The sequence below is a fragment of the Sinorhizobium sp. NFACC03 genome (assembly GCF_900103435.1).
Lineage (GTDB): Bacteria > Pseudomonadota > Alphaproteobacteria > Rhizobiales > Rhizobiaceae > Ensifer.
Map to the genome: position 1 here is coordinate 81,597 of NZ_FMXF01000015.1, position 21,270 is coordinate 102,866.

The 21,270-nt window shown below is 62.3% G+C and carries 23 protein-coding genes; 11 read left to right on the forward strand and 12 right to left on the reverse strand.

The genetic code is table 11. The annotated features are described in order from the left end of the window. The first annotated feature begins 175 nt into the window (after positions 1 to 175). Together rpsT and dnaA are read left to right on the forward strand one after the other, a co-directional pair. Positions 176 to 442 carry a 30S ribosomal protein S20 gene (gene rpsT / locus BLU35_RS19245; RefSeq protein ID WP_034797494.1) on the forward strand — a complete coding sequence of 89 codons (267 nt, stop codon included), beginning with the start codon at positions 176 to 178 and terminating at the stop codon, positions 440 to 442. Positions 443 to 1,483: 1,041 nt separating this feature from the next. After that, positions 1,484 to 2,929: a chromosomal replication initiator protein DnaA gene (gene dnaA, locus BLU35_RS19250; protein WP_058323712.1), complete on the forward strand. Its 1,446-nt coding sequence runs from the start codon at positions 1,484 to 1,486 to the stop codon at positions 2,927 to 2,929. Positions 2,930 to 2,987: 58 nt separating this feature from the next. On the opposite strand, the gene gcvA is transcribed toward dnaA, so the two are convergent. Further along, a complete protein-coding gene (gcvA, locus tag BLU35_RS19255) occupies positions 2,988 to 3,932 on the reverse strand; it encodes a transcriptional regulator GcvA (protein ID WP_093234077.1) in 945 nt (314 codons plus the stop codon). A 161-nt stretch (positions 3,933 to 4,093) separates the two neighbouring features. On the opposite strand from gcvA, the gene BLU35_RS19260 reads away from it, so the two are divergent. The 6 genes from BLU35_RS19260 to BLU35_RS19285 all read left to right on the forward strand — a co-directional run bounded on the left by BLU35_RS19260 (position 4,094) and on the right by BLU35_RS19285 (position 8,416). After that, complete coding sequence (locus BLU35_RS19260; protein ID WP_057248247.1) at positions 4,094 to 5,026, forward strand: DMT family transporter; 933 nt, start codon at positions 4,094 to 4,096, stop codon at positions 5,024 to 5,026. 122 nt (positions 5,027 to 5,148) lie between these two features. Further along, a complete protein-coding gene (locus BLU35_RS19265) occupies positions 5,149 to 5,523 on the forward strand; it encodes a YciI family protein (protein WP_057247978.1) in 375 nt (124 codons plus the stop codon). Further along, entirely contained in the window at positions 5,520 to 6,794 is a 1,275-nt protein-coding gene (locus BLU35_RS19270; RefSeq protein WP_058329106.1) for an RNA polymerase sigma factor, read from the forward strand. Before BLU35_RS19265 ends, BLU35_RS19270 begins: the two co-directional genes overlap by 4 nt. Before the next feature lie 79 nt (positions 6,795 to 6,873). After that, positions 6,874 to 7,287: a DoxX family protein gene (locus BLU35_RS19275; RefSeq protein WP_245296245.1), complete on the forward strand. Its 414-nt coding sequence runs from the start codon at positions 6,874 to 6,876 to the stop codon at positions 7,285 to 7,287. Between the two features lie 35 nt (positions 7,288 to 7,322). Beyond that, positions 7,323 to 7,688 (forward strand): DUF1801 domain-containing protein, encoded by a 366-nt coding sequence (locus BLU35_RS19280; RefSeq protein WP_058329105.1) that lies wholly within the window; start codon positions 7,323 to 7,325, stop codon positions 7,686 to 7,688. 113 nt (positions 7,689 to 7,801) lie between these two features. Further along, positions 7,802 to 8,416 (forward strand): glutathione S-transferase family protein, encoded by a 615-nt coding sequence (locus tag BLU35_RS19285; RefSeq protein ID WP_093234117.1) that lies wholly within the window; start codon positions 7,802 to 7,804, stop codon positions 8,414 to 8,416. Positions 8,417 to 8,446: 30 nt separating this feature from the next. On the opposite strand, the gene hemW is transcribed toward BLU35_RS19285, so the two are convergent. The 4 genes from hemW to rph form a co-directional block, all read right to left on the reverse strand. After that, positions 8,447 to 9,631: a radical SAM family heme chaperone HemW gene (hemW, locus tag BLU35_RS19290; protein ID WP_058329103.1), complete on the reverse strand. Its 1,185-nt coding sequence runs from the start codon at positions 9,629 to 9,631 to the stop codon at positions 8,447 to 8,449. A gap of 82 nt (positions 9,632 to 9,713) precedes the next feature. Continuing rightward, positions 9,714 to 10,358: an RdgB/HAM1 family non-canonical purine NTP pyrophosphatase gene (gene rdgB / locus BLU35_RS19295; RefSeq protein WP_057247983.1), complete on the reverse strand. Its 645-nt coding sequence runs from the start codon at positions 10,356 to 10,358 to the stop codon at positions 9,714 to 9,716. A 17-nt stretch (positions 10,359 to 10,375) separates the two neighbouring features. Then, complete coding sequence (locus BLU35_RS19300) at positions 10,376 to 10,795, reverse strand: VOC family protein (protein WP_093234078.1); 420 nt, start codon at positions 10,793 to 10,795, stop codon at positions 10,376 to 10,378. A gap of 14 nt (positions 10,796 to 10,809) precedes the next feature. After that, entirely contained in the window at positions 10,810 to 11,529 is a 720-nt protein-coding gene (rph, locus tag BLU35_RS19305; protein ID WP_057247985.1) for a ribonuclease PH, read from the reverse strand. Positions 11,530 to 11,689: 160 nt separating this feature from the next. Here rph and hrcA point away from each other — a divergent pair, with 160 nt between their 5' ends. Together hrcA and grpE are read left to right on the forward strand one after the other, a co-directional pair. Further along, the gene (gene hrcA, locus BLU35_RS19310; RefSeq protein WP_057247986.1) at positions 11,690 to 12,769 is read left to right on the forward strand and encodes a heat-inducible transcriptional repressor HrcA; all 1,080 of its coding nucleotides are present in this window, start codon (positions 11,690 to 11,692) and stop codon (positions 12,767 to 12,769) included. A 265-nt stretch (positions 12,770 to 13,034) separates the two neighbouring features. Continuing rightward, a complete protein-coding gene (grpE, locus tag BLU35_RS19315) occupies positions 13,035 to 13,652 on the forward strand; it encodes a nucleotide exchange factor GrpE (protein ID WP_057247987.1) in 618 nt (205 codons plus the stop codon). 79 nt (positions 13,653 to 13,731) lie between these two features. On the opposite strand, the gene BLU35_RS19320 is transcribed toward grpE, so the two are convergent. Continuing rightward, a complete protein-coding gene (locus BLU35_RS19320; protein ID WP_093234079.1) occupies positions 13,732 to 14,967 on the reverse strand; it encodes a D-arabinono-1,4-lactone oxidase in 1,236 nt (411 codons plus the stop codon). A gap of 11 nt (positions 14,968 to 14,978) precedes the next feature. Then, a complete protein-coding gene (locus BLU35_RS19325; protein WP_065372446.1) occupies positions 14,979 to 15,746 on the reverse strand; it encodes an SDR family NAD(P)-dependent oxidoreductase in 768 nt (255 codons plus the stop codon). Positions 15,747 to 15,897: 151 nt separating this feature from the next. Between BLU35_RS19325 and BLU35_RS19330 the strand changes: the two genes are divergently transcribed. Further along, complete coding sequence (locus BLU35_RS19330) at positions 15,898 to 16,710, forward strand: helix-turn-helix transcriptional regulator (protein ID WP_093234080.1); 813 nt, start codon at positions 15,898 to 15,900, stop codon at positions 16,708 to 16,710. A gap of 42 nt (positions 16,711 to 16,752) precedes the next feature. Here BLU35_RS19330 and ptsN read toward each other — a convergent pair whose 3' ends face one another. The 5 genes from ptsN to BLU35_RS19355 form a co-directional block, all read right to left on the reverse strand. Next, positions 16,753 to 17,217, reverse strand: coding sequence for a PTS IIA-like nitrogen regulatory protein PtsN (gene ptsN, locus BLU35_RS19335; protein ID WP_057247991.1), 465 nt, complete (start codon positions 17,215 to 17,217; stop codon positions 16,753 to 16,755). Between the two features lie 172 nt (positions 17,218 to 17,389). Then, on the reverse strand, positions 17,390 to 17,962 hold the full coding sequence (hpf, locus tag BLU35_RS19340) for a ribosome hibernation-promoting factor, HPF/YfiA family (RefSeq protein ID WP_057247992.1): 573 nt from the start codon (positions 17,960 to 17,962) through the stop codon (positions 17,390 to 17,392). A 225-nt stretch (positions 17,963 to 18,187) separates the two neighbouring features. Next, positions 18,188 to 19,726: an RNA polymerase factor sigma-54 gene (gene rpoN / locus BLU35_RS19345; RefSeq protein WP_093234081.1), complete on the reverse strand. Its 1,539-nt coding sequence runs from the start codon at positions 19,724 to 19,726 to the stop codon at positions 18,188 to 18,190. 143 nt (positions 19,727 to 19,869) lie between these two features. Continuing rightward, positions 19,870 to 20,688, reverse strand: coding sequence for an LPS export ABC transporter ATP-binding protein (gene lptB, locus BLU35_RS19350; RefSeq protein WP_057247994.1), 819 nt, complete (start codon positions 20,686 to 20,688; stop codon positions 19,870 to 19,872). A 12-nt stretch (positions 20,689 to 20,700) separates the two neighbouring features. After that, complete coding sequence (locus tag BLU35_RS19355) at positions 20,701 to 21,261, reverse strand: LptA/OstA family protein (protein WP_058323667.1); 561 nt, start codon at positions 21,259 to 21,261, stop codon at positions 20,701 to 20,703. Positions 21,262 to 21,270: the final 9 nt, after the last annotated feature.

Below are 21,270 nucleotides of genomic sequence, written 5' to 3' on the forward strand. Positions count from 1 at the left end.
GCAGATTCTAGAAAATGCGCGTTGACGGGGCGGCTGTTTCCCGCTATACGCCGCCCTCAGTTTGGAACGCCATTTTGGGCTTTCCGGAAATATTCCCGAATTGCTTTGATGACAGGTCGCAGTGACCCGGCACGGCGAGGGCGGAGTTCATGTCAGTTTTCGAAGAGAGGCACCAATGGCCAATACAACTTCGGCGAAAAAGGCGACCCGCAAGATCGCACGCCGCACCGCAGTGAACAAGGCCCGTCGTTCGCGCGTTCGCAACTTCATCCGCAAGGTCGAAGAAGCGATCGCTACCGGCGATCAGGCAGTTGCAGCCGCAGCGCTCAAGGCAGCTCAGCCCGAGCTGATGCGCGCAGCCACCAAGGGCGTCCTGCACGCCAACACTGCATCGCGCAAGGTTTCGCGCCTCGCGCAGCGCGTGAAGTCGCTTTCGGCCTAATCCGGCTAAGAAAAATCTGTTGACGAAAAGCCCGGCCCTTGCGCCGGGCTTTTCGGATTCATACTTCTGTCATCGCGATGGTTAATCCGACGGTATTACGTTGTGTCAATGCGATGACAAAATTTATGAAATAAATTCAATGACATACGGGAGGTCCTTATCAAACGGATGTCTCTGGCCGGGGCTCTCCTGACCCCGTAATGAGTCAAGCGATTTTTTATTTTTTTTCTTTTTCGCCAGCTAAGCAAAGGGCGAAAAATCAAAACCCTTGATTCAAAAGCGATTCTTCACGGACTCGGAATGCGGCAAGCAAAAGGCAGGCTGAGAGTCAACGGTCAGTGCCTAAGGTTGCTTAAAAATCGCGATTGATCTTGCCCATCGATCCTGCCTAAATGCCCTCCACAGGGGACACGGACCACATCTGTAAAGGAAGCAGAAGACGCCATTTCGAAGAAATGGTTTCGATGTTTCTGTCCTTTGTATCAGGGCGGCTCCGCGTCGTTCAATCAGACAAGTCGAAGGTGAAAAAACCGGATGGTTCGTTCCACTCCGGGTGAGGAGCTTTCGTCCTATGGTTGTGTGGCGGGGCTTGGCTCGTGACGGCGGGTGCAAGCGGCGCCTGCCGGCAGACAAAGGTCCAACGCGCGGCTCATCGCTTCGTACGAGGGTGCGAAGAGCTGTTGACGAGGAGGAGGATCCGAGGCGGTGCGGAAGCGCACCGGAGGATTGTTGACAAGAGGCGCGAGGGGACATCTCCGGCCACAGGTGGGCTGGTGGATGCGCGTAGCGCGCAGCGAGGCGGGAGATGAGGAGCCCGGCGTCGACTGCGACTGTGACGTTCGGCGAGTGCGGCATGGCCTTTCGGGGCGCCGCGGGCGACGGACATACGAGATGACGCCGGCAGTGATGACGGCATCTGAACATGAACTGGAAGGCGGCAAAATGCAGATGAATTTGGTGACGGCGGGCGCACTTCAGAAAGAAGGAGACGCATTCCAAGCCGGAAGCAATCTATCTCAGGCGGCGGGGGAAAAAGTCGACATGAGGCACGACGCACTGTTCGAGCGGGTAAGTGCGCGTCTCAAGGCTCAGGTCGGTCCGGATGTCTTTGCGAGCTGGTTTGGGCGTCTGAAGCTCCATTCCGTATCCAAGAGCGTCGTGCGCCTCTCGGTGCCGACCACGTTCCTGAAGTCCTGGATCAACAATCGTTATCTCGATCTCATCACGTCGCTCTTTCAGCAGGAAGACGGCGAGATTCTGAAGGTCGAAATCCTGGTGCGCACCGCGACCCGTGGCGCCCGGCCGACGACACAGGAAGACGTGTTGCCGCAGGCGACCGAAGCGGCTCCAGCCGCACCGGCACGCCGTCCGGCAGCAGCCCAGCCGGTCTCAACCGTCGCCGCAGCGGCGATTGCGAGCGTACAGAGGCCTGTCCAGGCGCCGCTTTTCGGCTCGCCGCTCGACCAGCGCTATAATTTCGAAAGCTTCGTCGAGGGTTCCTCGAACCGCGTGGCGCTTGCCGCTGCCCGGACGATCGCGGAAGCCGGCGCCGGTGCCGTGCGGTTCAACCCGCTCTTCATCCATTCGAGCGTCGGTCTCGGCAAGACGCACCTCCTGCAGGCCATCGCCATCCAGGCGCTGCAGAGCGCGCGTGCACCGCGCGTCGTCTATCTGACGGCCGAATATTTCATGTGGCGTTTCGCCACCGCCATTCGCGACAACGATGCGCTGTCGCTCAAGGAGTCGCTGCGCAACATCGATCTGCTGATCATCGACGACATGCAGTTCCTGCAGGGTAAGTCGATCCAGCACGAATTCTGCCATCTCTTGAACATGTTGCTCGACTCCGCCAAGCAGGTCGTCGTCGCCGCCGACCGCGCTCCGTGGGAACTGGAATCGCTCGACAGCCGCGTTCGCTCGCGTCTCCAGGGCGGTGTCGCCATCGAGATGGATGGCCCCGACTACGACATGCGCCTCGAAATGCTGAAGCGTCGGCTGGACGTCGCCCGCCAGGACGATGGATCGCTCGACATTCCCGGCGATATCCTGAGCCATGTCGCCCGCAATGTGACGGCGAGCGGTCGCGAGCTGGAAGGCGCGTTCAACCAGCTTCTGTTCCGTCGTTCCTTCGAGCCGCAGCTTTCGATCGAGCGCGTCGATGAACTGCTCGGCCACCTCGTCAATGCCGGCGAGCCGCGCCGCGTGCGGATCGAGGACATCCAGCGCGTCGTCGCCAAGCATTATAACGTCTCGCGCCAGGAGCTCGTTTCCAACCGTCGCACCCGCGTCATCGTCAAGCCGCGCCAGATCGCCATGTATCTGTCGAAGACGCTGACGCCGCGCTCCTTCCCGGAGATCGGCCGTCGCTTCGGCGGACGTGACCACACGACGGTGCTGCATGCCGTGCGCAAGATCGAAGAGCTGATTTCGGGCGATACCAAGCTCAGCCACGAGATCGAGCTTCTGAAGCGTCTGATCAACGAATAGTCGCAGCTGACTGTTTCAAAGAAAAGGCCCGGTTTTCCGGGCCTTTTTTCGTTTTGGACTAACGCACCGCCTTCAACGTCGGTCGCTGAGACGGCCTGATCGGCTGGTCCTCGACGACCTGCGATGTGCGGGCCTCCGCGATGATCCAGCTGCGAAAGGCGACGACAGGCGGTCGGTCGAGAGCGGCCGGCGGATAGACGAGGTGATAGGCAAGGCCGGTCATCACTCCCTCCGGGAAGGGGGCAACCAGCAGGCCTTCCGCAAGCTCCCGCGCCACGAGCGACAGGCGCACCAGGGCGACCCCGTCGCCGGCCTTGGCCGCCTCGATGGCGCCGTTGCTGTTGACGAAGACCGGCCCGCGCCCGGGATCCACCCCTTCGGCCCCTGCCGCATCCAGCCACAGCCGCCAGTCCTGGCGGTGCACGTCGTGCAACAGCGCATGGCGGGCGAGGTCGCTGGGCGTGTCGAGCGGCAATTTGGCCCGAAGTGCCGGATGGATGACCGGAACCGGGTCGTCGTCGATCAGCCGTTCGCTGGCCAGGCCGTCATACCGGCCGAGCCCATGCCGGATGGCGACGTCGACGCCGTCACTGTTAAAATCCGTCAGCCGGTTCGTGGTGCTGATGCGGACGTCGATGCCAGGCACCTTCTGTTCGAAGGCGCCGATGCGCGGCACCAGCCATTGCGCGGCGAAGGTCGGCGTGCAGCTCACCGTCAGCACCGGTGCACGTTTGCGCGCCGTCAGCTCCTCGGTTGCCTCCCGCATCATGCGGAAGGCACGTCGGAGCGTTGCGAAATAGAGGCTGCCGTCTTCCGTCAGAACCAGTTGCCTGGGCCTTCGTTCGAAGAGCGTTACACCCAGCGTCTGCTCCAGCTCCCGCACCTGCAGGCTGACGGCGCCCGGCGTGACGTTGAGTTCGTGCGCGGCCTTGGTGACGCTTGAATGACGCGCCGTCGCCTCGAAGGCGCGAAGCGATGCAAGGGAGGGAAGGGATGTGGTCATGGTTTAGCCAAACTCAATCATACAGCGAGAAATGATCGTTTGTCCGAAGCGTAATATGCTGAGAATAATGGCATAAATTCACGACGGTCAACACCGTTTCGATTTAGTCAGATAAACAAATGAGGGTTTTCGCGATGGTGCAGCCGGTTCAGGCCAAGGTCATGGGAGCGCGGGAATGGGGCATGTTGATCATGCTCTCTCTCCTCTGGGGCGGCTCCTTCTTCTTCATCGGTATCGCCGTCAAGGCGCTGCCGCCATTTACGATCGTGGCGCTGAGGGTCAGCCTCGCGGCGGTCGCACTGCTCGTTTTCCTGCGCCTTGCGGGACTGTCGATGCCGCGGGACCCGCGTGTGTGGCTGGCGTTCTTCGGCATGGGGCTGCTCAACAATCTCATCCCCTTTTCGCTCATCGTCTGGGGGCAGACGCATATCGCCAGCGGCCTCGCCTCGATCCTCAACGCCACCACGCCGCTTTTCGGCGTGATCGTCGCGCATCTGCTGACCGATGACGAGAAGCTGACCGTCAACCGCTTCGCCGGCGTGGTCGTCGGTTTCCTGGGCGTTGCCATGATGATTGGTCCGGCGGCACTCGGCGGGCTCGGCTCGAACCTTGTTGCTCAGCTTGCCGTTCTCGGTGCGGCGCTCTCCTATTCGCTCGCCGGTGTCTTTGCCCGCCGCTTCAAGCGCATGGGCGTGGCACCGATCGTGACGGCCACCGGCCAGGTCTCTGCTGCCAGCATCATGCTGGTGCCGCTGTCGCTGCTCGTCGATCATCCCTGGACGCTTACGATGCCCGGCCTCGACGTCTGGGCCGCAATCGTCGGCATTGCTCTGGTCTCCACGGCGCTCGCTTATGTCCTGTTCTTCCGCATCCTGGAAACGGCTGGCGTCACCAACCTGATGCTCGTCACCTTCCTGATCCCGGTCAGCGCCATTCTGCTTGGCGCGACGTTCCTGGGCGAGACGCTGGAGCCCAAGCACTTTCTCGGCATGGCGCTGATTGCAGCGGGTCTGGCAGCAATCGACGGGCGACTTCTTCGCCTCTTTTCTCGGCCGGCCGTCGACCCCAAGTTAGAGTGCCGCGAGAACGTCTGAGCGTTCTCTTCTTACACGCATTGCGGGCCGGTGGGCGAAAGCACCACCGGCCCTGTTTTTTTCAGCTGGGTTGTCGGCTATTCCTTGCCGCCACCGTCTTTGTTTCAGGAGCAGGAGTTCCGATGCTTTACGCCGTGTTTTGCTACAACAACGAAAATGTCACCAGTGAGTGGAGCAAGGAGCAGGATGATAAGGTCATGCGTGACTTGGCGGCCGTACAGAGCAAATATGCTGAAGCCGGAAAACTTGGGCCGGTGGCCCGCCTGATGCCAACGACAACGGCGACGACGCTTCGGCACACTCACAGCGAGACGATCGTCACCGACGGCCCTTTCGCCGAAACCAAGGAACAGTTGCTCGGCTTCTATGTCGTCGACTGCGCGTCTATGGACGAAGCACTCGAATTTGCTCGTGATCTGAGTTCTGCCAATCCGGCGGCCGGCTCCTACGAAATCCGACCCCTTGCCATCTACAAACCCAGTGAGCTTGCTTCATGACAGACACAGCCTGGATAGACCTCGCACTCGTTTCAGCCCGGCCGCAGGCAGTGGGCGCATTGCTGCGCTACTTCCGCAATCTCGATACGGCCGAGGAAGCGTTCCAGGAGGCTTGCATCCGGGCTTTGAAGACCTGGCCGAAGAGTGGCCCGCCGCGCGATCCTGCGGCGTGGCTGATCTTCGTCGGCCGCAACAGCGGCATCGACAAGGTCCGGCGCCAGTCCCGCGAGACTGCACTGCCGCCGGAGGAAATGCTCTCCGATCTGGAGGATCAGGAGAGCAATCTCGCCGACCGGCTGGATGGCTCGCAATATCGCGACGACATTCTTCGGCTGCTGTTCGTCTGCAGCAACCCGGCTCTGCCGGCAACCCAGCAGATCGCGCTGGCTCTGCGCATCGTCTCGGGCCTTTCGGTCAAGCAGATTGCCCGCGCCTTTCTCGTCAGCGAAGCGGCGATGGAGCAGCGCATCACCCGCGCCAAGTCCCGCGTCGCGGCGGCCGGCCTTGCTTTCGAGACGCCCGATGCGGCCGATCGCGCCGACCGGCTCGCCGCCGTCGCAACGATGATCTATCTCGTCTTCAACGAAGGCTATTCGGCGATGAACGGCCCGGACAGCGTCTCGGCCGATCTCTGCGAGGAGGCGATCCGGCTCGGGCGTCTGCTGCTGGAGCTTTTTCCCGCGGAACCGGAGATCATGGGGCTGACGGCGCTGATGATGATACAGCATTCCCGCGCGCGCGCCCGTTTCGATGCCGATGGCGCCGTCATCCTGCTCGAAGACCAGGATCGCGGATTGTGGAACCGGCCGCTGATCAACGAGGCGCTGGCGCTGATCGACAGGGCGATGCGCCATCGCCAGCCCGGCGCCTATCAGATCCAGGCCGCGATCGCTGCCCTGCATGCGCGGGCGGAACGCCCTGAAGACACCGACTGGGCGCAGATCGATCTGCTGTACCAAGCGCTGGAACGGCTGCAGCCCTCGCCGGTGATTACCCTCAACCGGGCCGTTGCCGTCTCGAAGCGTGACGGTCCGGAGGCGGCACTCGCCATGATCGAGCCGCTGGCCGGCAAACTGTCTGGCTACTTCTATTTCCACGGCCTCAGCGGCCACCTCCTGAAGCAGCTCGGCAAGGTCCGCGAGGCACGCGTCGCTTTTGATCATGCCATCGCGCTTGCGACCAACGCCGCCGAATGCGCCTATATCCGCATGCAACTCGACAAGCTCGACGAGGAGCCGGGCGTCGAAGACACCGTCGTCAAAAAAAGATGAAAAAGCCACGAGGCGGCTGTCGGGGCGGGCCGCCTTGCTTCGTCCTTGGACTGAAAACGAGATCCAAGGAGAAATCCCAGTGAATACCAGCCTTGCCATTTCCGCCCCGACTGCCAAGTCCGTCATCCTCGGCCGCGTCCTCAGTGGCGTGCTCGTCGCCTTCCTGGTCTTCGATGCCGTCATCAAGCTCGTGCCGCTTCAGGTCGTTACCGAAACCATGGTGGCGCTTGGTTACTCCGCAGATCAGAACCTGGCGCGTCTGCTCGGGGTGCTCACACTGCTCTGCACCGTGCTTTACGTGATCCCGCGGACCTCGATCCTCGGTGCCATCCTGCTGACCGGCTATCTCGGCGGCGCGATGGCGACGCATCTGCGCGCCGGCAGCCCACTCTTTTCCCACCTGCTCTTTGGCTTCTATCTCGGCGTCATCGCCTGGGGCGGCCTGTGGCTCCGAGATTCGCGCCTGCGCAGCCTGATCCCATTCAAGAACTGAAAACTGCCTTCCAACCGAACAAGTGAAAGTCGATCATGACCAGGACTGTCGAAGATTACATTGCCGGCCTTTCCGGGGTTCCGGGAGACGTGGCAAAACGTCTGCACGCAGCGCTCATTGCCGCAGGCGGGCTCACCGATATCGTGAAGTGGGGCCACCCCATCTACGAGGCCGGCGGCGCAGTCTGCCTCCTGAAGGGAGCAAAGGATCACGTGACCTTCGGCTTCTGGCGTGGGGCGGAGATGCTCGATCTCGATCCACGCCTGGAAAAGGGCGGCGGCAAGGGTGACATGGCCTATATCCGCCTGCGCGCCACGGACGACGTCGACGACGCCCAGGTGGCCCGCTTGGTCGCAAAGGGCATTGAACTTAACCGGCTGAAAGGCGATCCGATGAAGTAGCGGTTCGCGAAACAAACTTGCAACGCGGCCGGCAAAACAGAGCGCCTTTATCGGCTGCGATGCAATATCTCTTCACGGGAACAGGCATTCACGCCAGATCCCGCGAGGCAAACATGATCCTCTACTATCAGACCCACTCCCCCTTCGCCCGCAAGGCGCTCGTCTTCGCCCACGAGGCCGGTCTCGCCGAACGGCTGAAGGTCATCCACCACGAGACCAGCCCGACTCGGCGCAACGACGAAGTCTATGCCGAAAATCCGCTCGGCAAGGTTCCGGTGCTATTGCGCGAGGGGCAGGAGCCGATCTTCGACAGCGACGTCATCTGCGCCTATCTCGACACGCTGCATGACGGACGCAAGCTGATCCCGGAAAGCGGCGAACCGCGCTGGCGGGCGCTGCGCATGCAGTCGGTGGCGCAGGTCCTTGCCCAGACCGGGATCGGTTTGCGCTGGGAGTGGGAGAGGCGCCCGGAACATCTGCGTTATCCGGAACTCGCCAAGGGGTATGAAGAGAAGATCGAGGAAACATATGATTGGCTGGAGCGCACGCTGGAGCCCGAGGCGGCCGTTGATATCGGCCAGATCGCGCTGGCGACGGCGCTCTCCTGGATGGCATTTCGCAACCTGCCATCGTTCCGTAACCGCCCAACGCTGACACGCTGGTTTGACGTGTTCGAGGAGCGCGCCTCGATGCGGGCGACGCCGCTCTCCGGTGAAACGTTCGATTGAGTCTGTAGCCGGCGAAGACCGCCTGCTGCCTCAGGGGCAAGCGAGGTCGGCCACCACGGCGTCGAGGATCATCATGCCGGCCGGCGTGCAGCGCAGGCGCGAATTTCCGAGCCGCTCGATGAAGCCGTTGTCGATCAGGAACTGTTCGCGCTCCGGGTCCGGATCGCGGCCGGAAAGGGTCTGCCAGCGGGCAAGGTCGACGCCTTCCTTGAGGCGCAGGCCCATCAGCAGCAGTTCATCCGACTGCGCTTCGAGATCGAGCGCCTCGCGCTCGACCATGCCGTGGCCGTAGGTCTCGACGAGGCGCAGCCATTCCTCGGGCTTGCGTTCGGTGGCCGTGGCGATCTTCCCGCTGCCGATGCCGAGGCGCCCGTGTGCGCCGGGGCCAATACCCGCATAGTCGCCATAGCGCCAGTAGGTCAGGTTGTGCCGGCTTTCAGCACCCGGACGGGCGTGGTTGGAGACCTCGTAGGCCGGCATGCCGATCGATGCCGTGATCTCCTGCGTTGCCTCGTAGAGCACGGCCGATTGTTCGCCGTCCGGAACGATGAGCTTTCCGGCCTTGTGCAGGCCGTAGAAGGGCGTGCCCTCTTCGATTGTCAGCTGGTAGAGCGACAGGTGATCGACCGCGTAGGAGACGGCCTCCTTCAACTCGCGCTCCCACTCTTCGACCGTCTGGTTCGGGCGGGCGTAGATCAGGTCGAAGGACATGCGCGGGAAGATCTCGCGCGCCAGCCGGATCGCCTTCAGCGCGTCTTCGACATTGTGCAGCCGCCCCAGGAATTTGAGGTCGCGGTCGTTCAGCGCCTGGACGCCGAGCGAGACGCGGTTGACGCCAGCAGCACGATAGCCGTGGAAGCGCGTCGCCTCGACACTCGAAGGGTTGGCTTCCATGGTGATCTCGATGCCGTCGGGCACGTGCCAATGGCGAGCGATACCCTGGAGGATCGCGTCCACCGTCGAGGGCTCCATCAGCGACGGCGTGCCGCCGCCCATGAAGATGCTGGTGACGGTGCGCGGACCTGAGAGCTCACGCACCTCTTCCATCTCCTTCAGAAACGCGGCAACGAAACGCGGCTGGTCCACGGGCTGGTGGCGCACATGGCTGTTGAAGTCGCAATAGGGGCATTTGGCCGCGCAGAACGGCCAGTGTACATAGACCCCGAAACCGGGGTCCATGCCGTCACCAATCGCCGATAGCGTGGCCGTCTGCATCGTTGCGTCTCTCATGGTCACTTTCAGTAGGGAGCGGGATGCGGGCGGGAAACCGCACACACTTTTCCTCATCCCGCTCAGATCAGGCTCCGAGGCAGGTCTCGGCAAAAATCTTGAAGGCGCGGGCGCGGTGCGACAGGGCCTGCGCATCGCCCGGCTTCCAACCGTGTTTCTCGTCGGCGCTCATTTCGCCGAAAGTGGTCTCGTAGCCCTTCGGCTGGAAGACCGGATCGTAGCCAAAACCCTGGCTGCCGCGCGGCGGCCAGACCACGAAGCCTTCGACCTCGCCACGGAAGAGCTCGACATGGCCGTCCGGCCAGGCAAGGCAGAGCACCGAGACGAAGCGGGCGGCGCGCTCGGAGGGCGTCGTTGCGCCCTTTTCCTGCAGTGCGTTTTCGACCTTCTCCATCGCCATGGCGAAATCACGGCTGCCGTCCTCGCGCTCGGCCCAGTTGGCGGTATAGACGCCGGGCGCACCGTCGAGTGCGTCGATTGAAAGACCGGAATCGTCCGAAAGCGCCGGCAGACCCGAGGCCTTGGCGGAGGCGAGCGCCTTGATGGTGGCGTTCTCCTCGAAGGTGGTGCCGGTTTCGTCGGGCTCGATGAAATTGAGGTCCGCCGCCGACTTCGCCTCGAAGCCGAGCGGGCCGATGAGATCGCGGATTTCGCGGATCTTGCCGGCATTGTGGCTGGCGACGATCAGCGTCTTGTTGTCGAGTTTGCGCATGGTATCTCGTTTCATATTCATTCGATGGACCAGAGGCCCGGCTCCGCACATTCAAGGCTGTTGCCGGCCGGATCGCGGAAGTAGAAGGATCGCGCCCCGTTCGGCCAGCGAAGATCGCTTTCGATCTTGATACCGGCCGCTACCAGTTTCGCTTTCCAGGCGTCGAGCGCCTCGGCGCGCACGCGAAAGCACATGTGTCCCCGGCCGGTCGTTCCATGCGGTGGCACCGGCAGGGTGGCGTCCGGCGCTGGCGGTTTCACCGTCTCGGCCGGATTGAAGATCAAAAGCACGCCTTGGCCGCAGCGGAAGAACACGTGCCGGTTTCCAGCGCGGGTGATCTTCTCAAGGCCGAGAACGCCGCCGTAGAAGGCCTCGGCGGCATCGAGATCGGTCGCGTAGAGCGCAGTCTCGAGTACGCCTTCCAGTGCCGGGGCCATCTTTTCTCCTGTGGTCAGCCTGCAATCGCCTGCTTCTGCAGCGCGACCAGTTCGGCAATGCCGTTCTTTGCCAAGCCCATCAGGCTTGCAAATTCCTCTTCCGAGAACGGCTTGCCTTCGGCCGTGCCCTGGATTTCAACGATGCCGCCGGAGCCGGTCATGACGAAGTTGGCGTCGGTCTCGGCGGCGGAATCTTCGAGGTAATCGAGGTCGATCACGGACTGGTTGGCGAAGATGCCGCAGGAGATGGCGGCGACATGGTCCTTCAGGACCTTCTCGACCTTGACCATGTTGCGCGCTTCCATCCACTTCAGGCAATCGTAGAGAGCGATCCAGGCACCGGTGATCGAGGCCGTGCGCGTGCCGCCATCGGCCTGAATGACGTCGCAGTCGATCGAGATCTGGCGCTCGCCGAGCGCCGGAAGGTCGACGACGGCGCGCAGCGACCGGCCGATCAGGCGCTGGATTTCCTGGGTGCGGCCGCTCTGCTTGCCGTTTGCCGCCTCACGCTTCATGCGCTCGCCGGTGGCGCGCGGCAGCATGCCGTATTCCGCCGTCACCCAACCCTTGCCGCCGTTGCGCAGCCAGGCCGGAACCTTTTCCTCAAGGCTGGCGGTGCACAGCACGTGCGTGTCGCCGAACCGCACCAGACAGGAGCCTTCCGCGTGCTTGGAAAAATTGCGCTCGAAAGAAACCTTGCGCATTTGGTCGGTTTTTCTGCCGGATGGCCGCATCGTCAACTCCTATCGTATCTCGTCAGCCTTCTAGAGCATGGCGCAGGCAAAGGGAACCGGTGGATAGCCGGGGGACCAGTCGATTTTTCCCTTTTGCCATCGGGCGGCAGGATCATTATATTCCGGGCACGGCAGGATGTGCCTGCGAGTGTGGAGTGACATGGTACTGCGCAATCCCGGAGCAAAGGAAATCGCAGCCGCGCTGGATGAGCGCTCGGGCGAAATTTTCCGTCGCATCGTGGAAACCTATCTGACGAGCGGCGAGCCGCTCGGCTCGCGCAATCTGTCGCGGCTCCTGCCGATGTCGCTCTCTCCCGCTTCCGTTCGCAATGTGATGAGCGATCTCGAAGATCTCGGTCTCATCTACTCGCCGCATGTCAGCGCTGGCCGTCTGCCCACCCAGACGGGGCTGCGCTTCTTCGTCGATGCCTTCATGCAGGTCGGCAATCTCTCGGTCGAGGACCGGGCGTCGATCGACCGTCAGGTGCGGCGCGATGATCATATGCAGCCGGTCGATGCGCTGCTGACCGAAGCCAGCCAGATGCTGTCAGGCATGTCACGCGGGGCCGGCCTCGTCATCACCGCCAAGGCCGATCCCGTACTGAAGCATGTCGAGTTCATTCGCCTGGCGCCGACCAAGGCGCTGGCCGTTCTCGTCGGCGAGCACGACCAGGTGGAAAACCGCATCATCGAACTACCCGCCGGGGTCACCAGCTCGCAGCTCACCGAAGCCGCGAATTTCCTTAACGCCCATCTTGCCGGCCAGACGATCGGAGAGGTGCGCACCCAGCTTGAAACGGTGAAGCAGACGGTGCGCGGCGAACTCGACGCGCTGTCGCAAGACCTCGTCGAGCGCGGTCTCGCCATCTGGTCGGGCAATGAAGGCGACGAGAAGCCGGCGCGGTTGATCGTGCGCGGCCGTGCCAACCTGCTCGAAGGGCTGGAGGGGGCCGAGGATATCGATCGGCTGCGCATGCTCTTCGACGACCTCGAAAAGAAGGACAGCCTGATCGAGCTGCTCGATCTTGCCGAGAGCGGTCCGGGCGTCCGGATCTTCATAGGCTCGGAAAACAAGCTCTTCTCGCTCTCCGGCTCCTCGCTGATCGTCGCGCCCTATCGCGATGGCGAGGATCGCATTGTCGGCGCGGTCGGCGTCATCGGACCGACGCGGCTCAACTACTCCCGCATCGTGCCGATGGTCGATTATACCGCGCAGCTGATGTCGCGGCTTTCCCGCTAAAGGCGGGCTTTTAGTCGCTACATGTCTCCTTAAATCGACCTCGATCAAGGACAAAGACATGCAGCAAATCAAAGTGTTACAGCAACCTTTGCGCGTCTGATCAGTCGCGCGGCGCTGTAGGAGCGCGATTGAACCCTTGATTTTTCGGCCCCAAACCTCGATATCGGCTTCAAATCCAGTCACAGGGCATTTTTGCTGACACGCAGGCTCGCGCTTGCGGCGTGGAAATGCGAAGGACGATAGAGACGACACTGCGGAGAACGTCATGACCGACGATACGAACAAGCACGGACCCGAGGCCACCGACGAGGTATTCGATGCCGCGCCCGATGCGGCCGACGCCGCTGAAGCTGCGCCGGTTGCCGAGCCCGATCCGTTGGAGCTCGCCAGGGCGGAGAGCGCCGAGCTGCGTGACAAGTACCTTCGACTTGCCGCCGAGATGGACAACCTGCGCCGCCGCACCGAACGCGACGTGAAGGATGCGAAGTCCTATTCCGTCGCCGGCTTCGCCCGCGACATGCTCGCCGTTTCGGATAACCTGCGCCGCGCCCTCGATGCCATTCCGGCAGAGGCCAGGGAAGCAGGCGAGGCTGGCCTCACCGCCCTGATCGAGGGCGTGGAAATGACCGAGCGCTCGATGCTTTCAGCGCTTGAGCGCCACGGCGTCAAGAAGCTTGAGCCGGAAGGCCAGAAGTTCGACCCGAACTTCCATCAGGCAATGTTCGAGATTCCCAATGCGGACGTGCCCAACAACACGGTGTTGCAGGTCGTTCAAGCCGGCTACGTGATCGGTGACCGTGTTCTGCGTCCGGCCATGGTCGGCGTCTCCAAGGGCGGACCGAAGGTCGTGGCCGGCGAAAACGGTGACGCACCGACTGCCTGATCCAACGGATCAGAGTCTAAAGAAACGCCGCGCGAAGTTCGCGCGGCGTTTTTGTTTTGAGCGGCGTCAGCCGCAAACGCTATCCGAAAAGCTGGTGCAGGTGATCGTTGAGGAAGCGGCCCTCCGGATCGACCTTGGCCCTCAGCGCCCGGAAATCGCCTGCACGGGGATAGAGCGCCGTCACATCCTCGGCGCCGAGGAAATGCAGCTTGCCCCAATGCGGCCGTGAGCCGTACTGCCGCAGGATCGTATCGACATCCCTCAGGTAGTCCCAATAATCGGTTCCCGGCTCGCCCGAGACCGAGAGCGTGATCGAGTCTTGCTCGAAGAAGGGGCTGATCCAGCCGGTGTCTCCGGCGGTGAAACGGTACTCGATCGGATAGATGCAGGTCGGGTGCTTTTCCAGCATCAGCTTGCGCACCGCCTTCACCGCATCCTTGCCGTGGGCGACGGGCACCGCATATTCGAGTTCGTGGAAATTCGGCACGTATTCGATCGGATAGATCTCCGAGGAGTATGCGATCTTCTCGAAGCGGCGCTCCGTCGGTGCTTCCTCGGTGATGTCGATCACCTTCATCTCGCAGACGTCGGAGGTGCTGTCTGTGGTCGAGACCGACGCGGTGTCCGGCAGGCAATAGCAATGCCGGCTTTCTGGCACCGGGCACCAGAAAAAGCCGAAATGCCGATGCTTGGCGGCCAGTTCGTCGTGCTGTTCGATCATTTCGTCGAAGGTGCAGCGCCAGAGCCTTTCATGCAGGTTGTAGCTGTCCATCGTCTGCAGCGTGATCTCCGAGATCACACCAAGCATGCCGACCGATACCCGCGCCGCCTCGAGCAGATCCGGTGTCGTCTCGTCGACGACGAGAATGCTGCCATCCGGCTGCACCAAGCGCATGCCGACGATCTGCGAGGCCATGTTGCCGAGCTTGGCGCCGGTCCCATGCGTCCCGGTCGTCAGCGCGCCAGCCAGCGCCTGGCTGTCGATGTCGCCCTGATTGATCAGCGACAGGCCGTTGGATTTCAGCACCTTGCCGAGCTGATTGATGGTGGTGCCCGCCTTCACCGCGACGCGCTTGCGCGCGTAGTCGATGCCGACGACGCCCTGCATGTTGGAGAGCGTCAACTGCAGCCCGCTGGTCAGCGCCACCGGGGTGAAAGAATGGCCGGAACCGGCGCAGCGCACGTTCAGCCCTTGCGACGTCGCCTCGCGCACCATTTCGGCAAGGGCTGCCTCGCTCTCCGGCGCGCCGCGATGACGCACGATGCATGATTGGTTTCCGACCCAGTTGCGCCAGTGGCCACCTGCCTGAAGCATTTTCCCCTCCCTCAAACCGCGGTGAAGCAATTGTCGACGAACAGATGCGTGCCGTTGATGAAGCTCGCCTCATCGCTCGAAAGAAACAGCGCCGCGTTCGCCACCTCTTTCGGGTCGCACATGCGGCCCTGCTGCGCGGCGATGGCCGCCTCCGAAACGTCGACCCCGTATTTGCTGAGGCCGACGAGCTCGCGCTTGCCATGATCGGTGGCGATAAAGCCCGGGCAGACGGCATTGCAGCGGATGCCGCGGTCGCGGAACTCGACGGCGATGGCGCGGGCGAACATGTGGCAGGCGCCCTTGGTCGTGTCGTAGAGCACCTCCATCGGCGTTGCCGCCACGGCCGAGATCGACGAGGTGCAGACGATGCTGCCGCCGCCGGCGGAAAGCATGCCGGGCAAAACAGCCTTGGTCATCAGAAACATGCTGCGCACATTGACCGCCATCAGTCGGTCCCATTCGTCTTCCTCGACCTCGAGGAAGGGGCCGACGGCAAGAATGCCGGCGTGATTGAAGAGCACCGTGATGGCGCCGAACGCCGCCTCCACCGCCTTGACGGCCGATGTCACTTCTGCGGATACCGAGACGTCGGCAGGGGCAAAAATCGCCTCGCCGCCATTGGCGCGGATCGATGCCGCGACCTCTTCGCCCTTGCTGCGCGGCAGGTCGACGATACCGACCTTGGCGCCTTCGCGCGCGAAAAGCTCCGACGCCGCCAGGCCGCAGCCTCCCGCGCCACCGCTGATCAGCGCCACCTTGCCTGAAAGCCTGCCTGCCATTGCGCCCTCCTCATCGGCGTTCGCCGCAGTGTTCGCCAAGGGCGACCCGTTTCGCGACGACCTGTTGCTCTCCCGGGGGGAATTATTGTTGACGAAGCAGGGGCTGTCGATATCCCATGGGGGATACGAGGAGCGGGGGGATGAAACGGGAATGCTGGCAAGGGAGTCCGCTGATATTTCGGCGATGATCGGTCTGATCGGCACGCAGGATTTCGGCCAGGCGCTCGACCGGATGCTGCGGTCGGTCACCAGTTTCGACCTCTCCGTCGCCTTTGCCTATCCGTACGATGCCAGGCCGATCGTGCTGCACGACGGCTACACGGCAAAGGTATCGGCGAGCGCGCTTTCCGCCTATCTCGGCGGCGCCTATCTGCTCGATCCCTTCTACGTCGCCTGCTCTGCCGGCCAGCCGGCCGGCCTCTGGCGCATGCGAGAACTCGCGCCGGACCGATTCTTCCAGTCCGACTTCTCGTCGTCCGCCAAGGTTCACCCCTGCGTATCGATGGAATCGGGTGTGCTGGTGGAGGAGGTCGGCTTCGTCATTCCGCTCGACGGTGGCCTGCAGGCGACCTACTCGCTGATGCGCGGCCGCGGCGGCCAGCCTTTCAGCGAGGCCGAACTCGAGCGACTGCGCGTCTATGAGCCGATCGTGCGCGAGGCGGTCCGCTCGAACTGGCGCCAGCACGGCCGGAGCTTTGCGCCGCCGCCCTCCGAAGAGGGCGACAATGTAATGGAAGCGGCGTTCGACAGCCTTTGTTCAGACCGGCTGACGAAGCAGCAGCGCAACATCGTGCGGCTGATCCTTCGGGGACACAGCAACCTTTCGATCGGCAAGGTGATGAACATTGCCGAGGGAACGGTCCGGATCCATCGCAAGAACATCTATCGCCGGCTCGGCATTTCGAGCCAGGGCGCTTTGTTCCGGATTTTCATAGATCATTTGAACGGTCGTCAGCTTTACTGACGCAGGCACTGCGCGTCCGGCGGACGCGCGCCGTTGCTATTTTCAGGCGGCGTGCGAGGTCGCGTCGTCGTCGAGCAGCGTGTAGATCGCGCTGGCGGAATCGCTCGAGCGGATCTTGGCGACCATGTCCTGATCACGCAGGACGCGGGCAATGCGCGACAGGGCCTTGAGGTGATCGGCGCCGGCACCTTCCGGGGCGAGCAGCAGGAAGACGAGGTCGACCGGCTGGTCGTCGAGCGCTTCGAAATCGACAGATGTTTCCAGTCGCGCGAAGATGCCGATGATCGAGGGAAGATTGTTGAGCTTGCCGTGCGGGATGGCGATGCCATTGCCGACACCGGTGGAGCCAAGACGCTCCCGCTGCAGGATCACGTCGAAGATTTCACGCTCGGGAAGCCCGGTGATCTTTGATGCTTTTGCCGCCAATTCCTGGAGGAGCTGCTTTTTCGAGTTGGCCCTCATGGCCGGGATGATCGCATTTTGATGCAGTAGACCTGCCAATGCCATTCTTTTGTCCTCGTTCGCCGGTTAGAGCCGGACAACATCATCATAAATGCGTCGCAATGGCTCTAACCATCTTTGTCATGGCGGGTTCCATGCACAGAAAAGTCACATTTTCCGGCCTGCCCGCTGATTCTGGGCGCGGGGAGTGCCGGCGTGCCGGCACTCCCCTGTCCGCTCATGCTTTGATATTGGCAGCGTCAATCCAGCCAATATTTCCATCGTTGCGTCTGTAGACGATATTCAGATCGTCCTTGCCGGGGCTACGGAACATCAGGACGGGTTCATCGGTCATGTCGAGTGCCATCACGGCGCTGGCGACAGACATCGTCCTCAATTGTTTCGTGCTTTCGGCGACGATCGTCGGTGCATAATCCTCGGGGACCTCATCGTCCTCGAACGGCACCGAATCCATCACTGTGTAAGCCACTTCGGCAGCATTCGTACCGTTGCCGTTATGGTGATCCTTCAGCTTCCGCTTGTAGCGGCGCAGACGCTTTTCGATGCGATCCGACGCCGCGTCAAACGCAGCCTGTGGGTCGTTCGCCTGACCGTTCGCCTGCATAACCACGCCCGTATCGAGATGAAGCTTGCAGTCGGCGCTGAAGCGCGGCCCGGATTTTTCCACAGTGACCTGGCTTGAATATCCTCCGTCGAAATATTTGGTAACGGCCTGCTCGATCTGCTCGCCGATGCGAGCTCGAAACGAATCGCCGATTTCCATCTGTTTACCGGATACACGCACACTCATGGAGTTTCCTCTCTCGTTCGTGATTTGCGCAGCCAGTCTATTCCAAGCGGTCCCGTCATCCAAGCCTTTCAGGCTTGCGGGCGCGCCTCTGTCGCAGCTACCGGTCGTACCGGTCCGCTTCCGGGGCGAGCTTGTCCCCGGCAATTGCGGCGGGCTCATATCGCCTGTGTCGGAGAGAGTCAATCGAAGGTCGCAAAAAAGTTAATGCGGCTTAACTTCCGGTGCTCAGAAACCGGCGGCTTTGGCCAGCGCCCGCTTTTCCCGTCGCCGCTGTACGGAGGAGGGGATGCTCATCGCTTCGCGATATTTGGCGACAGTGCGACGGGCAAGGTCGATACCAGCCTTCTTGAGGACATCGACGATATCGTCGTCGGAAAGCACCGCTTCGGCGCTTTCCTCCTGAATCATCGTGCGGATCCGGTGACGCACGGCTTCCGCCGAATGGCTGTCGCCGCCCTCGGCCGAGCCGATCGAGACGGTGAAGAAATATTTGAGTTCGAACAGCCCGCGCGGCGTCAGCATGTATTTGTTCGAGGTGACGCGGCTGACGGTCGATTCATGCATCTTGATCGCGTCAGCGACGGTCTTGAGGTTCAGCGGCCGCAGGTGACCGATGCCGTTGGCGAGGAAGGCGTCCTGCTGGCGAACGATCTCCGTGGCAACCTTCATGATCGTTCGGGCGCGCTGGTCGAGGCTGCGTGTCAGCCAGTTGGCATTCTGCAGGCATTCGTTGAGGAAGGCCTGGTCGGCGCTGTTCTTCTGCGTCCCGCGCGAGACCTTGGCGAAATAGTCCTGGTTGACCAGCACGCGCGGCAGGGCGTCCGGATTGAGTTCGATCATCCATGAGCCGTCGGGCGCGGCGCGCACGACGATGTCGGGCACGATCGCCTCGCTGACGCTGGTCTCGAAGCTGGTCCCGGGCTTCGGATCGAGCTTGCGGATTTCCGCCAGCATGTCGATCAGGTCCTCTTCGTCGACGCCGCAGATCTTCTTGAGCGTCGCGAAATCGCGCCGCGCCAGCAGTTCGAGATTGGCGAGCAGTGCCTCCATCGCCGGATCGAGGCGGTCGCGGGCGCGCAACTGGATTGCAAGACATTCGCCAAGCGAACGCGCGAAGACACCGGGCGGATCGAACTGCTGCAGCGTCAGCAATACCCGCACGACATCCGTATGCGCGGCGCCCAGCCGTTCGGCGACTTCGCCAAGGTCCGCCTGGAGATAGCCGGCGTCGTCGAGCTGATCGATAAGGTGCTGCGCGATCAGCCGATCCGAGGGGGCGGGCAGCGCAAATGGCAATTGCTCCGTGAGCGTCTCGCGCAGGCTCTTGCGGCCGGCAACGAAGTCGTCGAGGTCATAGTCTTCGCCTTCACTGCCGCCGGGCATCGATTTCCACTGGCCGAGCAGTTCCGGGGCATCGGCGCGCTGCGGTGTCGTGTCGTCCTGAAAGACATTGGCGAAGTCGGCGTCGAGTTGCTCGCCAAGCCGCTCGCTGGTCGGCGATGTCGCGCTGTCGTAGAGATCGTCCTGCGCGCCGAAGTCGTCGCCGGCAGGCTCGTCCCCGGCTGTGCTCTCGCCGCGCTCCGGCGTGCCTGGCAGATCGTCATTCGCCTGAAATTCGAGCAGCGGGTTCTTTTCGACTTCCTGGGCGATGAACTGATTGAGTTCGAGATGCGTCATCTGCAGCAGCTGGATCGACTGCATCAGCTGTGGCGTCATCACCAGGGACTGGGACTGGCGCAGATGAAGGCTGGCGGACAGTGCCATGCTGACGCGAAACTCCCGAGAAATCTCCTGGGCCGCGGTGTTTCTCCGGTCGCCGGGGTGGCCCTTATCAATTGGCCCAAAAATTGCTTATCGAGAAGGTTTGGTCAAGCGTGGTCGCGGGCGGAATCGCCCGCGAAGCGGTCTCAAAGGCTGAAATTGTCGCCGAGATAGAGCCGGCGCACGTCAGGATTGGTGACGATATCGTTGGCGCGACCATGAGTCAGCACTTCGCCGGCATGGATGATATAGGCGCGGTCGATGAGGCCGAGCGTCTCGCGGACGTTGTGGTCGGTGATCAGCACGCCGATGCCGCGCGAGGTCAGGTGACGGACAAGCGCCTGGATATCGGCGACCGAGATCGGATCGACACCGGCAAAGGGCTCGTCGAGCAACATGAAGGTCGGATCTGTCGCAAGCGCACGGGCGATTTCGAGACGCCGCCGCTCGCCGCCCGAAAGCGCAATCGCGGGGGACTTGCGCAGGTGCGTGATGTTGAACTCGCCGAGCAGGTCGTTGAGCTTGCTCTCGCGCCGCTCCAGGTTCTTGTCATGGACCTCGAGCACGGCGCGGATGTTTTCCTCGACCGTCAGTCCGCGAAAGATCGATGCTTCCTGCGGCAGGTAACCGACACCAAGACGGGCACGCCGGTACATCGGCATGGTCGTGACGTCGTTGCCATTGATCTCGATCGAGCCTTCGTCGACCGGTACGAGGCCGGTGATCATATAGAAGCAGGTGGTTTTGCCGGCGCCGTTCGGTCCGAGCAAGCCCACGGCTTCGCCGCGCCGAACCACCAGTGAAACGCCGTTGACGACGCGGCGCTCGCGATAGGCCTTCGTCAGGCCGCGCGCGATCAGCGTGCCGTCGTAACGCGCCTTGTCGACCGCATGTCCGGAAACGACCGCAGCTGTCGCCGACGGCTTGCGGACCCGTTTGCGCTTGTGAAGGAAGGGAAAGTGCACGAGCGATCTACGTCAGTTCTGCTTGCGGGACTTCGGGTCGAGCTGGATCTGCACGCGGCCGCCGCAGGCTTCGAGCTGAGCCTCCCCGGTTTCCATTTGGACGTTGAGCTGGCAGCCGACGAAGACGTTTTTGCCTTCCGACAACACCACCTTTTCGCCCTTCAGCACGAAGACCTGTTTCGTCATGTCGAAGGAACCGGTGTCTGCCGTTGCCTGCTGCGTGCCCGAGCTCAGGAAAACCTTCTGGCTGACCTCGATGCGGTCGATGTCGGCGTCGCCGCTCGAAACCGAGCCGCCGCCGGACTTGTAGTACACCACCATGTTGCCGGCCTGCAGCGTCGTCGTGCCCTGCACGACCTTGACGTTGCCGGTGAAGATCGCCTTGCTCTCCGGATCCTTGATTTCGAGCTTGTCGCTCTCGATCTGGATCGGCTTGTCGTTGGAGAGTTCAAGGCCCTTCATCTTGCTGGATGTGGCCTGCGCAGAAGCGCCGGAGGCAATGATCAAAGCGCTGACACCGGCAATCGCCAGGCTGGCGGAAATCTTGAAAAAAGAGGCGGTTGTGACCGACATGGAGTGCAC

Coding starts and splice junctions, on each gene's coding strand:
- rpsT (WP_034797494.1), top strand. CDS start 176: ATGGCCAATACAACTTCGGCGAAAAAGGCGACCCGCAAGATCGCACGC.
- dnaA (WP_058323712.1), top strand. CDS start 1,484: ATGAGGCACGACGCACTGTTCGAGCGGGTAAGTGCGCGTCTCAAGGCT.
- gcvA (WP_093234077.1), bottom strand. CDS start 3,932: ATGACCACATCCCTTCCCTCCCTTGCATCGCTTCGCGCCTTCGAGGCG.
- BLU35_RS19260 (WP_057248247.1), top strand. CDS start 4,094: ATGGGAGCGCGGGAATGGGGCATGTTGATCATGCTCTCTCTCCTCTGG.
- BLU35_RS19265 (WP_057247978.1), top strand. CDS start 5,149: ATGCTTTACGCCGTGTTTTGCTACAACAACGAAAATGTCACCAGTGAG.
- BLU35_RS19270 (WP_058329106.1), top strand. CDS start 5,520: ATGACAGACACAGCCTGGATAGACCTCGCACTCGTTTCAGCCCGGCCG.
- BLU35_RS19280 (WP_058329105.1), top strand. CDS start 7,323: ATGACCAGGACTGTCGAAGATTACATTGCCGGCCTTTCCGGGGTTCCG.
- BLU35_RS19285 (WP_093234117.1), top strand. CDS start 7,802: ATGATCCTCTACTATCAGACCCACTCCCCCTTCGCCCGCAAGGCGCTC.
- hemW (WP_058329103.1), bottom strand. CDS start 9,631: ATGCAGACGGCCACGCTATCGGCGATTGGTGACGGCATGGACCCCGGT.
- rdgB (WP_057247983.1), bottom strand. CDS start 10,358: ATGCGCAAACTCGACAACAAGACGCTGATCGTCGCCAGCCACAATGCC.
- BLU35_RS19300 (WP_093234078.1), bottom strand. CDS start 10,795: ATGGCCCCGGCACTGGAAGGCGTACTCGAGACTGCGCTCTACGCGACC.
- rph (WP_057247985.1), bottom strand. CDS start 11,529: ATGCGGCCATCCGGCAGAAAAACCGACCAAATGCGCAAGGTTTCTTTC.
- hrcA (WP_057247986.1), top strand. CDS start 11,690: ATGGTACTGCGCAATCCCGGAGCAAAGGAAATCGCAGCCGCGCTGGAT.
- grpE (WP_057247987.1), top strand. CDS start 13,035: ATGACCGACGATACGAACAAGCACGGACCCGAGGCCACCGACGAGGTA.
- BLU35_RS19320 (WP_093234079.1), bottom strand. CDS start 14,967: ATGCTTCAGGCAGGTGGCCACTGGCGCAACTGGGTCGGAAACCAATCA.
- BLU35_RS19325 (WP_065372446.1), bottom strand. CDS start 15,746: ATGGCAGGCAGGCTTTCAGGCAAGGTGGCGCTGATCAGCGGTGGCGCG.
- BLU35_RS19330 (WP_093234080.1), top strand. CDS start 15,898: ATGCTGGCAAGGGAGTCCGCTGATATTTCGGCGATGATCGGTCTGATC.
- ptsN (WP_057247991.1), bottom strand. CDS start 17,217: ATGGCATTGGCAGGTCTACTGCATCAAAATGCGATCATCCCGGCCATG.
- hpf (WP_057247992.1), bottom strand. CDS start 17,962: ATGAGTGTGCGTGTATCCGGTAAACAGATGGAAATCGGCGATTCGTTT.
- rpoN (WP_093234081.1), bottom strand. CDS start 19,726: ATGGCACTGTCCGCCAGCCTTCATCTGCGCCAGTCCCAGTCCCTGGTG.
- BLU35_RS19355 (WP_058323667.1), bottom strand. CDS start 21,261: ATGTCGGTCACAACCGCCTCTTTTTTCAAGATTTCCGCCAGCCTGGCG.